Origin of the sequence: Streptomyces qinglanensis (assembly GCF_900111245.1) — a bacterium.
In the GTDB taxonomy this organism is placed as follows: Bacteria; Actinomycetota; Actinomycetes; order Streptomycetales; family Streptomycetaceae; genus Streptomyces; species Streptomyces qinglanensis.
In genome coordinates this window covers 328,525-342,709 of the sequence record NZ_FOGO01000001.1, presented here as the reverse complement: position 1 = coordinate 342,709, position 14,185 = coordinate 328,525, and the positions used below count along the sequence as shown (strand labels likewise).

At 74.7% G+C, this 14,185-nt stretch carries 14 protein-coding genes; 13 read left to right on the top strand and 1 reads right to left on the bottom strand.

Features of this window, described 5'->3' with window-relative positions; translation table 11 throughout:
- Positions 1-126 precede the first annotated feature (126 nt).
- Positions 127-759: a TIGR03085 family metal-binding protein gene (locus tag BMX65_RS01495; RefSeq protein ID WP_074998256.1), complete on the bottom strand. Its 633-nt coding sequence runs from the start codon at positions 757-759 to the stop codon at positions 127-129.
- A gap of 185 nt (positions 760-944) precedes the next feature.
- Here BMX65_RS01495 and hisI point away from each other — a divergent pair, with 185 nt between their 5' ends.
- The 13 genes from hisI (at position 945) to BMX65_RS01435 (ending at position 14,052) form a co-directional block, all read left to right on the top strand.
- Entirely contained in the window at positions 945-1,304 is a 360-nt protein-coding gene (gene hisI / locus BMX65_RS01490; RefSeq protein ID WP_074998255.1) for a phosphoribosyl-AMP cyclohydrolase, read from the top strand.
- A gap of 153 nt (positions 1,305-1,457) precedes the next feature.
- Positions 1,458-2,975 (top strand): anthranilate synthase component I, encoded by a 1,518-nt coding sequence (locus BMX65_RS01485; RefSeq protein WP_074998254.1) that lies wholly within the window; start codon positions 1,458-1,460, stop codon positions 2,973-2,975.
- Positions 2,972-3,688 (top strand): TIGR02234 family membrane protein, encoded by a 717-nt coding sequence (locus tag BMX65_RS01480; protein WP_074998253.1) that lies wholly within the window; start codon positions 2,972-2,974, stop codon positions 3,686-3,688. The genes BMX65_RS01485 and BMX65_RS01480 overlap by 4 nt, the downstream gene beginning before the upstream one ends.
- Positions 3,689-3,849: 161 nt before the next feature.
- Positions 3,850-4,128 carry an HGxxPAAW family protein gene (locus BMX65_RS01475; RefSeq protein WP_074998252.1) on the top strand — a complete coding sequence of 93 codons (279 nt, stop codon included), beginning with the start codon at positions 3,850-3,852 and terminating at the stop codon, positions 4,126-4,128.
- A 47-nt stretch (positions 4,129-4,175) separates the two neighbouring features.
- Positions 4,176-4,571: a DUF2752 domain-containing protein gene (locus BMX65_RS01470; RefSeq protein WP_074998251.1), complete on the top strand. Its 396-nt coding sequence runs from the start codon at positions 4,176-4,178 to the stop codon at positions 4,569-4,571.
- Between the two features lie 220 nt (positions 4,572-4,791).
- Positions 4,792-5,613 (top strand): indole-3-glycerol phosphate synthase TrpC, encoded by an 822-nt coding sequence (trpC, locus tag BMX65_RS01465; protein ID WP_074998250.1) that lies wholly within the window; start codon positions 4,792-4,794, stop codon positions 5,611-5,613.
- A 6-nt stretch (positions 5,614-5,619) separates the two neighbouring features.
- Entirely contained in the window at positions 5,620-5,772 is a 153-nt protein-coding gene (trpM, locus tag BMX65_RS34225) for a tryptophan biosynthesis modulator TrpM (protein WP_398762069.1), read from the top strand.
- Positions 5,773-5,923: 151 nt separating this feature from the next.
- On the top strand, positions 5,924-7,168 hold the full coding sequence (gene trpB, locus BMX65_RS01460) for a tryptophan synthase subunit beta (RefSeq protein ID WP_074998249.1): 1,245 nt from the start codon (positions 5,924-5,926) through the stop codon (positions 7,166-7,168).
- Complete coding sequence (trpA, locus tag BMX65_RS01455) at positions 7,165-8,037, top strand: tryptophan synthase subunit alpha (RefSeq protein ID WP_239501777.1); 873 nt, start codon at positions 7,165-7,167, stop codon at positions 8,035-8,037. Before trpB ends, trpA begins: the two co-directional genes overlap by 4 nt.
- Before the next feature lie 227 nt (positions 8,038-8,264).
- Positions 8,265-9,005, top strand: a complete 741-nt coding sequence (locus tag BMX65_RS01450; protein ID WP_074998248.1) for a DsbA family protein — start codon at positions 8,265-8,267, stop codon at positions 9,003-9,005.
- A gap of 147 nt (positions 9,006-9,152) precedes the next feature.
- Positions 9,153-10,271, top strand: a complete 1,119-nt coding sequence (lgt, locus tag BMX65_RS01445; RefSeq protein WP_074998247.1) for a prolipoprotein diacylglyceryl transferase — start codon at positions 9,153-9,155, stop codon at positions 10,269-10,271.
- An 83-nt stretch (positions 10,272-10,354) separates the two neighbouring features.
- Positions 10,355-13,420, top strand: a complete 3,066-nt coding sequence (locus BMX65_RS01440) for a Na+/H+ antiporter subunit A (RefSeq protein ID WP_074998246.1) — start codon at positions 10,355-10,357, stop codon at positions 13,418-13,420.
- Positions 13,417-14,052, top strand: coding sequence for a Na(+)/H(+) antiporter subunit C (locus BMX65_RS01435; protein ID WP_074998245.1), 636 nt, complete (start codon positions 13,417-13,419; stop codon positions 14,050-14,052). Before BMX65_RS01440 ends, BMX65_RS01435 begins: the two co-directional genes overlap by 4 nt.
- The last annotated feature ends 133 nt before the right edge of the window (positions 14,053-14,185 follow it).

Genomic DNA, 14,185 nt, shown 5'->3' with positions numbered 1-14,185 from the left:
CGGGACGGCGCCCCATACGGACGGCGTCGCACGTGGACGGCGCCCCGTACGGACGGCACGGACGGCGCCGCGGCGGGCCGGGCCGGAGCATTCCCGGCGCCGGGCACTCCCGGCGCCGGCACCGGACTACATGCCGAGGCCGGCCTCGGCGAGGCGGGCGAGCGCCTCCTTGTCGCCGTCCAGTTCCACGTCCGCCTGCTCGGTGCGGCCGGAGACGAACAGCAGCAGCTCCGAGGGGGCGCCGACGGCGGTCACGACCGGGGTGCCGCGCCGGGCGACCGCCGTCTGGCCGTCGGGGCGGCGCAGCACCAGGCCGACCGGCGCCTTGCGCCCATACATCCGGGCAGCCGTCTCCAGCCGGCGCCACAGCGTGTCCTCGAAGACGGGATCCAGTTCGCGCCGCGCCCAGTCGGGCTGGGCACGGCGAACGTCCTCGCCGTGGATGAAGAACTCGACCGTGTTGGCCGCCTCGTCCACCTGCTTGAGCGCGAAGGGCGACATCCGGGGCGGGCCGGTGCGGATGAGATGGATCAGCTCGTCGTACGGCTTGGCGGCGAACTCGGCCTGCACCCGCTCCAGTCGGGGCGCGAGCTGCTTGATCAGCAGACCGCCGGCCGCGTCTCCGCGGCGTTCGCGCACGACGACGTGCGCGGCCAGGTCCCGGGTACGCCATCCCTCGCACAGGGTGGGCGCGTCCGGGCCGTTGGCCTCCAAGAGATCGGCGAGCAGCAGACGTTCACGCTTGGCATGGGTCGACATACCGCAAGCGTACGGCGCGCGGGGCGGGTACGGGGAGCTGTGGGTGCCCGGGCGTGTGCGCGGCGTGTCCGGCGCGGTGCCGCCCGGTCGCGCCGTTCCGGTGCGGCTCTCCGCACGTGCGGTCCCGGCCGCGCTCCGCGCCGAGCGGTACGCGGAGTGCGGGACAGGTGCGGGACAATGGAGCCATGTCCCAGGAGAGCACCCTCGACCCCGCCGTCGCCGCCAGGCTCAAGCGCAACCCGGACGGGCTGCTGCCCGCCGTCGCCCAGCAGTACGACACCGGGGAGGTGCTGATGCTGGGGTGGATGGACGACGAGGCCCTGCACCGCACCCTCACCACCGGACGCGCCACGTACTGGAGCCGCAGCCGCGGCGAGTACTGGGTGAAGGGCGACACCTCGGGGCATGTGCAGCGGGTCAAGTCCGTGGCGCTGGACTGCGACGCGGACACCGTGCTGGTGCAGGTCGACCAGACCGGGGCCGCCTGCCACACCGGCAGCCGCACCTGCTTCGACGCGGACGTGCTGCTGCCCCGGGAGCGGTGACGCCGACAGCCCGCCGCCGCAGAACCGGTGGCGACGGCGCCGTGGCCGCCCGCCGCGGAACCGGTGGCCCGCCGCCCCGGAACCGACGCTCCGCTGCCCCGCGGCCGGTGACCTCGACGCCGGGCCGCCGCCGGACCAGTAGGGTGAGGCGCCATGACGGCGCCTGACCTCGCAACCTTCCGGACGCTCGCCAAGAACCGGCGGGTCATCCCGGTGACCCGCCGCCTGCTGGCGGACGGCGACACCCCCATCGCCCTGTACCGCAAGCTCGCCGCGGAACGCCCCGGCACCTTCCTGCTGGAGTCCGCGGAGAACGGCCGCACCTGGTCGCGGTACTCCTTCGTCGGGGTGCGCAGCGACGCGGCGCTGACCGTGCGCGACGGCGAAGCGCACTGGCAGGGCACCCCGCCGGTCGGCGTCCCCACCGGCGGCGACCCCCTCGTCGCGCTGCGCGAGACCGTCGAGGCCCTGCACACCCCGCGGGACCTGCACCGCGGCGGTGAGCTGCCGCCGTTCACCGGCGGCATGGTCGGCTACCTCGGCTACGACATCGTCCAGCGGCTGGAGAAGGTCGGCCGCCACCCCGGCACCGCGGACGACCTCGGGCTGCCGGAGCTGACGATGCTGCTCACCTCGGACCTGGCCGTCCTCGACCACCGCGACGGCACGGTGCTGTTGATCGCCAACGCGATCAACCACAACGACCTGGACACCGGCGTGGACGAGGCGCACGCGGACGCCGTGCGGCGGCTGGACGCGATGGCCGCCGACCTGGCGCGCCCCGCCCCCGTCGACCCGGTGGCGCTGCCCGCCTCCGAACTCCCGCCTGTCGAGGCCCGGTCGGGCGGGGCGACCTACCAGGGCTGGGTCGAGGACATCAAGGAGCGGATCCGCGGCGGGGAGGCGTTCCAGGTGGTGCCCTCGCAGCGGTTCGAGGCCCGCTGCGAGGCGAGCGCCCTGGACGTCTACCGGGTGCTGCGGGCCACCAACCCGAGCCCGTACATGTACCTGCTGCGCTTCGAGGGCTTCGACATCGTCGGCTCCAGCCCCGAGGCGCTGGTCAAGGTGGAGGACGGCCGCGCGATGATGCACCCCATCGCCGGGACCCGGCCGCGCGGCGCCACCCCGGGCGAGGACACCGCGCTGGCCGAGGAGCTGCTGGCCGACCCCAAGGAGCGGGCCGAGCACCTGATGCTGGTGGACCTGGGCCGCAACGACCTGGGACGGGTCTGCGAACCGGGCAGCGTCGAGGTGGTCGACTTCATGTCGATCGAGCGCTACAGCCACGTGATGCACATCGTCTCGACCGTCACCGGGCAACTGGCCCGGGACCGTTCCGCGTTCGACGCGCTCACCTCCTGCTTCCCGGCCGGGACGCTGTCCGGGGCGCCCAAGCCGCGCGCGCTGCAGATCATCGAGGAGCTGGAGCCCACCAGGCGCGGCGTCTACGGCGGATGTGTGGGATATCTCGACTTCGCGGGCGACTCCGACACCGCCATCGCCATCCGCACCGCACTGCTGCGGGACGGGACCGCGTACGTCCAGGCGGGCGCCGGAGTGGTCGCCGACTCCGACCCCGAGGCCGAGGACACCGAGTGCGCCAACAAGGCCGCGGCCGTGCTGAGGGCGGTCCGGACGGCCGAACGCCTCGGGGGTAGCGTGGAGGCGTGACTTCTTCGACCCCCGCGCCGGACCCGGACGGCACCGAGGGGGGCCCGCACCCCGGCCGGCCGGAAGCGGAGCCCGCCCCGGACGCCGGGCGACCGGGCGCGTCGCGCTCCCGGGCGCCCCGCACCGCGCTGGCGGCGGCTCTGCTGTGCGGCGCGGTGGGCGCGGCCCTCGCGCTGATCTCCGCAGGGCAGACCTGGAGCACCTCCACGGCCGAGTTCGCCCAGGGCCAGGTGCCGGTCAGCGCCGAGGGCGGTGACGTCACCGGCCTGCCCAGCGCACTGGCGCTGGTCGGCCTCGCCGCGCTCGTCGCCGTCTTCGCCGTACGCCGCGCCGGCCGCCGGATCGTCGCCGGGCTGCTGGCGTTGTGCGGCGCCGCCGTGCTGGCCTCGGCGCTGCTGGGGGCCGACGACACCGGTGCGCTCTCCGCCGAGGCTGCCAAGACCAGCGGCCTGACCGACAGCGGTATCGGCGCCGTCGAGGTGAGCGCCTGGCCGTACGTGTCGGCGGTGGGCGGCGCACTGCTCCTGGTCGCCGGGCTGCTGGCGCTGCGCTACGGAGCCGGCTGGCCCTCGATGTCCGGCAGCGCCCGCTACGAGCGCACCCCGCTGCGGCAGCGCGCGGCCGCCCGCGCGCGGCGCGTCGATCCCGACCGGCCAGAGGACCTGTGGAAGGCCCTGGACCGCGGCGAGGACCCCACGCACGGCACCGCCTGAGCCGCGGCCCCGCGGTGCCCGCGCCCGTGCCCGGCACCGGTGCGCGGCCCGCCGCGGTCCGTACGGACGACCCCCGTGCCCCCGCGCGGGCGCGGAAGGGGGAGAATGGGCGGCGAACGGGCCGGGTGGCCCCACCTCATGTTGTGACTCAAGGAGCATTCATGGCGCACAGCCACGGACACACCCCGGCCGCCTGGACCGGCTCGATCATCGCCTTCGTCGGCTTCTGCGTCGCCTCCGCCTTCGTGGTGCTGGCGCAGCCCGTCGGTGTGATCGCAGGGCTGGTCGTCATCGGGGCGGGCGCTGTGATCGGCGGCATCATGCGGGCGGCGGGGATGGGCCAGTCGAAGTCCCCCGGTCTGACGGCCGAGCAGGCGCAGGCCCACAAGCTGGCGCACGAGCAGGCGCACCGGCCGGTCGCCGGCAAGGCGCACTCCTGAACGACCGGCAGGACGCCGCGACCGCGCGGCACCGCCTCATCGGAGCGGTGCCGCGACTGGCCGTGCCCCTCGGCAGTCTCGCCGCGGTGGGCGCGGCCTTCGCCGTCGTGGCCGTCGTCGACCCCAACGAGCCCGGCCACTACCCGGCCTGCCCGTTCCTGACCGTCGCCGGCCTGTACTGCCCCGGCTGCGGCGGGCTGCGCAGCGCGCACGCCGTCACCCAGGGGGACCTGGGCACCGCGCTGGGCTCCAACGTCCTCGCCGTGCTGCTCTTCGCGGGCTTCGCGCTGGGCTGGCTGCACTGGGCCGCCGGTGCGGTCCGGGGCCGCCGCTACTCCTTCCCGGTGCGGCTGCGGGCCTGGCACTGGTGGGCTCTCGGGGCGCTGGCGGTCGCCTTCACGGTTGTCCGGAATACGCCCCTCGGAGTCGGCCTGGCTCCCTGAGCAGCCGCGTCCGCACGGCCACCGGGGCGGTGATTTGTCCGCTATATGGGACTGTGATCAACCGGATGCGGGACCTCCGTGCCGGGGCGGATACCATCACAGTGGCCCACCCGACCATCCCCTGCTCCGCCTCCGAGGAGCGCCCCGGAACCTTTTTCCGCCGCCAGCGCGGTGCCGACCCGTATCCAGCCCGAACCCCAGCCAGCAAGGAGGCCGCTCGGTGAGTGTGCTCGACGAGATCATCGAAGGCGTGCGGGAAGACCTCGCCGAGCGGCAGGCGCGCGTCAGCCTCGAGGAGCTCAAGGAGCGCGTCGCCCGGGCACCCCAGGCCAGGGACGGGCTCGCGGCACTCAAGGGCGACAGCACCGCCGGGGTGCGGGTGATCTGCGAGGTGAAGCGCTCCAGCCCGTCCAAGGGTGCGCTGGCGGCCATCGCCGACCCGGCCGGTCTCGCCGCCGACTACGAGGCGGGCGGCGCCGCCGTCATCTCCGTCCTCACCGAGCGCCGCCGGTTCGGCGGCTCGCTCGCGGACCTGGAGGCGGTCCGGGCCCGCGTCGACATCCCCGTCCTGCGCAAGGACTTCGTCTTCTCCTCCTACCAGTTGTGGGAGGCCCGCGCGCACGGCGCCGACCTGGTGCTGCTGATCGTCGCCGCGCTGGAGCAGGAGGCCCTGGTCTCGCTGATCGAGCGCGCCGAGTCCATCGGTCTCACCCCGCTGGTCGAGGTGCACGACGAGGACGAGGCGGAGCGGGCGCTGGCGGCCGGGGCGAAGATCATCGGCGTCAACGCGCGGAACCTGAAGACCCTGGAGGTGGACCGCGGCAACTTCACCCGGATCGCCCCCGAGATCCCCGACCACGTCGTCAAGGTCGCCGAGTCCGGTGTCCGCGGTCCGCACGATCTGATCGCGTACGCGAACGAAGGGGCCGACGCCGTTCTGGTGGGAGAGTCGCTGGTGACGGGCAAGGACCCGCGCACCGCGGTCTCCGACCTCGTGGCCGCGGGCGCCCACCCGGCGCTCCGCCACGGCGGGAGGGACTGACGCGCGATGTCGGCTGTGGTCTCCCTGTGCTCCCTCGCGCTGGCGCGCGGGTGCCGTCCGCGCGGGTGCCGGGCGCCCGCGCGCCGGGTGCGCGGCCGGTCCGTCCGGTACCACATCGGGTGCGAGCCGGGCGTGATCCGCGGCCGCCGATGGCGCTGACCCGCCCCTGCCCGTACGCGCCCCGCTGAGGGGAGCGCCCCTGCCCGCCCGCCCCCGCGCGGGCGCGCCTCCGGCTGCCGGCCGGAGCCCGGGGGAGGGGCCGGGGCCCGGAGCCGTCACATCAGCCCACTCGCAAGGAGCAGCGTTCGGTATGCCGTCCGACTACTTCATTCCCGATCCCGAGGGTCAAAGCCCCAGCGCCGCCGGTTACTTCGGTGCGTTCGGCGGCAAGTTCATCCCCGAGGCCCTGGTCGCCGCCGTCGACGAGGTGGCCGCTGAGTACGAGAAGGCGAAGGCGGACCCCGCCTTCGCCGCCGAACTCGACGACCTGCTGGTCAACTACACCGGTCGGCCCAGCGCGCTGACCGAGGTCACGCGGTTCGCCGAGCACGCGGGCGGTGCCCGGGTCCTTCTCAAGCGCGAGGACCTCAACCACACCGGCTCGCACAAGATCAACAACGTGCTGGGCCAGGCCCTGCTCACCAAGCGGATGGGCAAGCCCCGGGTCATCGCCGAGACCGGCGCGGGTCAGCACGGCGTGGCCACGGCCACCGCGTGCGCCCTCTTCGGGCTCGAATGCACCATCTACATGGGCGAGATCGACACCGAGCGGCAGGCCCTGAACGTCGCCCGGATGCGGATGCTCGGCGCCGAGGTCGTCCCCGTCGCCTCGGGCAGCCGCACCCTCAAGGACGCCATCAACGAGGCGTTCCGCGACTGGGTCGCCAACGTCGAGAGGACCCACTACCTCTTCGGCACCGTCGCCGGACCGCACCCCTTCCCGCAGATCGTGCGCGACTTCCACCGCGTGATCGGCGTCGAGGCGCGGCGGCAGGTCCTGGAGCGCACCGGACGGCTGCCGGACGCCGTCGCCGCCTGCGTGGGCGGCGGCTCCAACGCGATCGGCCTCTTCCACGCCTTCCTGCCGGACACCGGTGTGCGGCTGGTCGGCTTCGAGGCGGCCGGGCACGGCGTCGCATCCGGTGAACACGCGGCCACGCTGACCGCGGGCGAGCCCGGCATCCTGCACGGCTCGCGCTCCTATGTCCTGCAGGACGACGAGGGGCAGATCACCGAGCCCTACTCGATCTCGGCCGGGCTCGACTACCCGGGCATCGGCCCCGAGCACGCCCACCTCAAGGACAGCGGCCGGGGCGAGTACCGGCCGGTCACCGACGACCAGGCGATGCGGGCGCTGCGGCTGCTCTCCGAGACCGAGGGCATCATCCCGGCCATCGAGAGCGCGCACGCGCTGGCGGGCGCCCTGGACCTGGGCAGGGAGCTGGGCCCCGAGGGGATCGTCCTGGTGAACCTCTCGGGCCGCGGCGACAAGGACATGGACACGGCCGCGCGGTACTTCGGCCTGCTGGACGGCGCGGAAGGGGAGCGGGCATGAGCGGGCACACCGAGGGAACGGACGCGGGAGCCTCCGGCGGCACCGGGAACTCCGGCGCGGCAGGCGGCAACGTCCGGCTGCTGGACGAGGCGCTCGCGCAGGCCAGGGCCGAGAACCGGGCCGCGCTGGTCGGCTACCTCCCGGCCGGCTTCCCCACCGTCGACGGCGGCATCGCCGCCTGCACGGCGCTGCTGGAGAGCGGCTGCGACGTGGTCGAGGTGGGGCTGCCGCACAGCGACCCGGTGATGGACGGGCCCGTCATCCAGACCGCGGACACCATCGCGCTGGAGGGCGGGGTGCGGATCGCGGACGTACTGCGCACGGTCCGCGAGGCGCATGCGGCGACCGGGAAGCCGGTGCTGGTCATGACGTACTGGAACCCCGTCGACCGGTACGGCGCCGGGCGCTTCGCCGAGGAGCTGGCGGCGGCGGGCGGGGCCGGATGCATCCTGCCCGACCTGCCGGTCGAGGAGTCCGAGGGATGGCGGAAGGCGGCCGAGCACGCCGGGCTCGGCACGGTCTTCGTCGTCGCCCCCAGCAGCCAGGACGCGCGCCTGGCCCGGATCACCGCGGCGGGCAGCGGCTTCGTCTACGCCGCCTCGCTGATGGGAGTCACCGGGACGCGGGAATCGGTGGGCGCGGAGGCCCGCGAACTCGTCGAGCGGGTCCGCTCCACCACCGACCTGCCCGTCTGTGTGGGCCTGGGGGTGTCCAACCCCGTGCAGGCGGCCGAGGTCGCCGCGTTCGCCGACGGGGTCATCGTGGGCTCCGCGTTCGTCAAGCGGCTGCTGGACGCCGACACCCTGGCGGCCGGGCTGGACGAGGTGCGGCAGCTCGCCGCGGACCTCGCCGAGGGCGTCCGGCGCTGAGACGCGGCTGACGCCTCGGCCGCCGCCGGGGGCGGGGCGCCGGGCGGGCCGTACTCCGGCTCGCCCGGCCCGCGGCCCTCGGCGGGCACCCGGCTCCTCCCGCCTGCCGGAAGCGGGAGGAGCCGGGGACCGGGCGTCGCGTCCCCACCCCACCGAACGGCTCTTTCGGGTGAAAAAGGGCGCAGCCCGTTCGTCGGCGACCGGCCCCTCTCGTTGGGTCGGGCGTGATGAGCCAGAACAGCAACGACGGCGGCAAGCGCTCGGCCCGCGAACGCCTGCGGGCCGAGCGGGAGCGGGACAGGACAGCCGAGCGCCGGTGGCGCTCGCTCAAGGTGGGCGCGGTGGTCGCCGGAGTGCTGGCCGTCGCCGCCGGGGTCGGGATCACCGTCGCCGCCCGGGGCGGCGACGACCAGGGCGCGCAGTCGGCGAAGCCCGTCACCGTGGGGCAGCGCAGCGCCCCGGCCCGGCTCACGGTCTACGAGGACTTCCGCTGCCCGGCGTGCGCGCAGTTCGAGAACTCCTTCCGGGACACGATCAAGAGCCTGGAGCAGGCGGGCAAGCTCAGGACCGAGTACCACCTGGTGACGCTCATCGACGGCAACATGGGCGGCCGGGGCTCGCACGAGGCGGCCAACGCGGTGGCGTGCGCCCGGGACAAGGGGAAGTTCGGTCCCTACCACGACGTGCTCTACCGCAACCAGCCCCGCGAGCAGGAGGACGCGTTCGCCAGCACCGAGCGGCTGATCCGGCTGGCGGGCAAGGTGGAGGGACTGGTCGACTCCGAGTTCCGCTCGTGCGTGACCGGCGGTCGGCACGACGACTGGGTGAAGCGCTCCGACGAGGACTTCCGCACGTCCGGCCACCAGGGCACCCCCACCGTCCTGCTGAACGGCAAGGACGTCTTCAGCGACGCGTCGGACCCGCTGACCCCGGACGGGCTGCGGAACCTGGTGGAGCGGAAGAGCTAGTCCACCTCCCTTCGCCGGCCGGCGGAGGCCGCTCGCACGGGCCCGGCCGCGCCCGCGGGGTCCGGCAACCGCCCCCGCGGTGTTATCCAGCCGTTGTGCGGGCTGATTGTCCGGCGTGCGGCCGGGCACGGTACCGTCAGGGGCGCCATGGAGACCCTTGCCTTTATCCCCAGTCCGTCGGCCGGTGAGATTCACCTCGGGCCGCTCCCGCTGCGCGGCTATGCGCTCTGCATCATCCTCGGCGTCTTCGCCGCGGTCTGGCTCGGCGGGCGCCGCTGGGTCGCTCGGGGCGGGCAGCCGGGCACGGTCGCCGACATCGCCGTCTGGGCTGTTCCGTTCGGCCTCCTCGGCGGTCGGCTGTACCACGTCATCACCGACTACCAGCTCTACTTCGGCGAGGGCCGCAACCCCGTCGACGCCTTCCGCATCTGGGACGGCGGCCTGGGCATCTGGGGCGCCATCGCGCTGGGTGCGCTCGGCGCCTGGATCGGCTGCCGCCGCCGCGGCATCCCGCTGCCCGCGTACGCGGATGCCGTGGCGCCGGGGATCGTGCTGGCGCAGGCGCTGGGGCGCTGGGGCAACTGGTTCAACCAGGAACTGTACGGGCGGCCGACCGATCTGCCCTGGGCCCTGGAGATCGACCCGGCGCACCGGCCGGTCGACACGCCCGATCTGGCGACCTACCACCCCACTTTCCTGTACGAGTCGCTGTGGTGCGTCGGGGTCGCGCTGCTGGTGATCTGGGCCGACCGCCGGTTCAAGCTGGGGCACGGCCGGGCGTTCGCGCTCTACGTGGCGGCCTACACGGTGGGGCGGTTCTGGATCGAGTACATGCGGGTGGACGACGCGCACCACGTGTTCGGGATGCGGCTGAACAACTGGACGGCGATCGTCGTCTTCCTGCTGGCCGTCCTCTACATCGTCGTCTCCGCGAAGAAGCGGCCCGGCCGCGAGGAGGTCGTCGAGCCGCAGCCGGAAGCGCCGGACGGGGACGCGGATTCCGCCCCGGAGGAGCAGGAGGCCCCGGCCTCGGACACGGAGGCGGAGGCCGCGTCGGAACAGGACGCGAAGACGCCCTCGGGCAGCGGCGGCCGGGATGCCGCGGACGGTGCGGCCTCGGGCGGCGGGCCCGCAGCGGACCAGCCGTCCGGGGAGTCCGAGCCGTCCGAGGAGTCCTCGGAGTGCGAGGAGGGCGCCGGAGAGGCGCGGCCCGCGGCGGAGAAGTCGCGGTCGTCCCGGAAGACGGCCGACGGACCGGCTTCCTGACACACCGGCCCGCCGGGACCCTGTCGAGGCAGGGGGCGAGCCGCCTGTCCGAATTGGGCGGCTATGTATGCAATTCTCGGTGAGTGCTGTGGTTGATCGTCGTCCACGTCGTGGCCGCGTGCTGTGCCGCGCCGCTGGTGCGGTGGCTCGGCCCGCGGGCATTCCTGCTGCTCGCGGCGGCACCCGCCGCGGCGGCCGGGTGGGCGGCGGCGCACTACGACCAGGTGGCGGACGGCGGCGCGCTCAGCGAGCACACCCCGTGGATCCCGGCGCTCGGGGTCGACCTCGCACTGCGATGTGACGCCCTCGCCCTGGTGATGGTCCTGATCGCCGGGGGCATCGGCGCCCTGGTGATGCTCTACTGCGCGGCCTACTTCGCCCCCGGCACCCCGCAGCTCGGCGCCTTCGCCGGAGCGCTGACCGCCTTCGCCGGGGCCATGCTCGGCCTGGTGCTGGCCGACGACCTGATCGTGCTGTACGTGCTGTGGGAACTCACCACGGTCTTCTCCTTCCTGCTCATCGGACACAGCTCCCAGTACCGCACCAACCGGCGCGCCGCCCTCCAGGCACTGCTGGTCACCACGCTGGGCGGGCTGGTGATGCTGGTCGGCTTCCTGATGCTGGGGCACGCCGCGCACACCTACCGGATCTCCCGCATGCTCGCCGACCCGCCCGGAGGAGGGGCACTGGTCGCGGGCGGCCTGGTGCTGGTGCTGGTGGGGGCGCTGTCCAAGTCCGCCGTGTGGCCGTTCAGCTTCTGGCTGCCCGGGGCGATGGCCGCGGCCACCCCGGTCTCCGCGTATCTGCACGCCGCCGCCATGGTCAAGGCCGGGGTCTATCTGATCGCGCGGCTCGCCCCCGGCTTCGCCGACGTGCCGCCCTGGCGGCCCATGGTGCTCGTGCTCGGCAGCGCGACCATGCTGCTGGGCGGCTGGCGGGCGCTGCGGGAGACGGACCTGAAGCTGCTGCTGGCCTTCGGCACCGTCAGCCAGCTCGGCTTCCTCACCGTGCTCGTCGGCGACGGCACCCGGGACGCGGCGCTGGCCGGCGCCGATGTGATCCTCGCGCACGCCCTGTTCAAGGCACCGCTGTTCCTCACCGTCGGCGCCATCGACCACCTCACCGGCACTCGCGACCTCACCCGGCTCTCCGGGGTCGGCCGGTCGCTGCCCGCGCTGGCCGCCGTCGCGGTACTCGCCGGGCTCTCGATGGCGGGGCTGCCACCGCTGCTCGGGTTCGTCGGCAAGGAAGCGGCCGTCTCGGCACTGCTGGCGGCCGGACCCGGCGAGGCATGGGCCCTGACGGCCGTCATCCTGGGCTCCGCGCTCACCACCGCCTACACGCTGCGCTTCCTGTGGGGCGCCTTCGCACGCAAGGGCGGCGCCCCGCCGCTGGCGCCGGTGACCGTGGCCCCGGGCGCCCGCGTGGCGCCGCTGCTGCTGGGCCCGCCCCTGCTGTGCGCGCTGGCCGGGCTCCTGCTCGGCCCCGGCTCCCAGTGGCTCGACCCGCTGCTGGCCCGGTACGCCGACGCCTTCCCCAGCGGTGCCGCCCCCTACCACCTCGCCCTCTGGCACGGCTGGGGCCCTCCACTGGGCCTCTCGGCGGTCTCCTGGGTGCTGGGCGCGGCGCTCTTCCTGGCCGGCCGGCCGCTGGCCGCACTCGGCGGACGGCTCTCGCAGGTCGACGGCGACCAGGTGTTCGCCCGTTCGCTGTGGGCGCTGGAGCGGCTCTCGCTCCAGGTCACCGGGGCCGTGCAGCGCGGCTCGCTGCCCGTCTACCTCGGCACCGCACTGGTCGTCCTGTTCGGCTTCCAGACCGCGCGGCTGATCGCGGGCGCCCCCTGGCCCGACCCGGGCGCGCTGCAGTGGTACGACTCGGTCCCACAGCTCGTCGTCGCGGTCGGCGTCGCCGGGGTCGCGGTGCTGTGCGTCCTGGCGCGGCAGCGGATGAAGGCCGCCGTCCTGGCCGGGGTCACCGGCTACGGCGCCGGACTCCTCTACGTGCTGCACGGCGCACCCGACCTGGCGCTGACCCAGTTCGCCGTCGAGACGGTCTCGCTGACCGTCTTCGTCCTCGTCCTGCGCAGACTGCCCGCCCGCTTCCCCGACGGGAGCCGCAAGTGGCGCACCCGCCGGGGCGTGCAGCTCGTCCTCTCCGTCGCCGCCGGAGGACTGCTCGCCGCGCTCCTGCACCTGTGCCTCGCGGCACGCACCGGCCCGCCCTCCGGACCCGGACTGTTCTCGGCGACGGCCCACGAAGGCGTCCGCAACGTGGTGGCCACCACCCTGGTGGACCTGCGCGCCTGGGACACCATGGGCGAGTCGGCCGTACTCGCCGCCGCCGCCGTCGGCGTCACCAGCCTCGTCTATCTGCGCCGCCGCGTCCGGGTGCCCGTCGCGCAGCCCGTACCGGGCACCGAGGAGACCGGCGGCCCGCCGCCGACCGCGCCCGTCGCCGGACCCGGAGCGCCCACCGGGGCCGTCCCCGGCTCCGCGAGCATCGCCCTGGACCGCTCCGCGGAGGCGCCCGGCACCAGCGGGGAGTCCGGAGCGCGCGCCGGGCGCCGGGACGCCTGGAAGCTGCCGGCCCGCCCCGGTGCCCGGCCGCACCGCGGCTCACCCGTCGCACCCCGCCGCACCTGGCTGGCGGCCAGCTCCACGCTCGCGCCCGAGGGCCGCTCGGTGATGTTCGAGGTGATGGCCCGGCTGGTCTTCCACCCCATCGTGGTGCTCTCCCTCTACCTGCTCTTCTCCGCCGAGAACCAGCCCGGCGGCGGCTTCACCGCAGGGCTGGTGGCCGGTCTCGCGCTGGCCGTGCGCTACCTGGCCGGGGGCCGCCTGGAGCTGGCCGCCGCCGCACCCGTGGACGCGGGCTTCCTGCTCGGCCTCGGCCTGCTGATCATCACCGGCACCGGCCTGGCCGGCCTGTGGCTGGGCGGCAGTGTGCTGGCCTCCGGCAAGGTGACCGGCGACTTCTGGCTGGTCGGACCCTTCCACGCGGCCAGCCCGGTGCTCTTCGACACCGGGGTCTACGTGCTGGTCCTCGGTGTCGTCCTGGACGTGCTGCGCAGCCTGGGCTCGGAGATCGACCGCCGCCTGGAGCGCGAGCGGGGAACCGGCCCGGCCGGTGGCGGGGAGGGCCGCCGATGACGACCGGGTCGATCGCCCTGGTGGGCTGCGGCGGCGTGCTGTTCGCCTGCGGCACGGCGCTGCTGCTGGCCCGGCCGCTGACCCGCATCGTGCTGGGCGCGGTCCTCATCGGCAACGGCATCAACCTGCTCGTGCTGGCCACCTCCGGACCGGACGGCGACGCCGCGCTGCTCTACCCGGGCACCTCGCCGCGGACGATGTCCGACCCGCTGCCCCAGGCGTTCATCCTGACCGCCATCGTCATCACGCTCGCGCTGACCGCGTTCCTGGCGACGATGGCCTACCGCGCCTGGCAGCACTCCGGCAACGACGACGTACCCGACGACACCGAGGACATCCGCATCGTGCGCCGCGCCACCTACGCGGAGGAACGCGAACGGCTGCGCGCCGCCTACCACAAGCGGCGCCTGGAGTACCGGGCGCTGGCCCGCAGCGAGGAGGAGCGCGAGGCACGGGAGCGCAGCGCCTACGAGCGGCTGGGCACCGCCCGCGACCGCTACCGGCAACTGCGCCGGCGCGCCCGCGCCGACGCGCGCGCCTTCCGCGTCCGGCAGGCCCGTGCGGAGGAGACGGCGGACGAGATCGTAGGGGAGGACGACCCGTGGCAGACCATCCTGGGAGCCGACCGGTGACCGGCCCGCACACAGCGGGACGGCGGCCCGCCCCTGGCCCGGGGCCCGCATCCGGTCCGTACCGCGCACCCGCGGCGTGCCGCGCCTGCCCGTGCCCCGCACCCGCGGCGTGCCGCGCAGCCGGTCCGTGCCC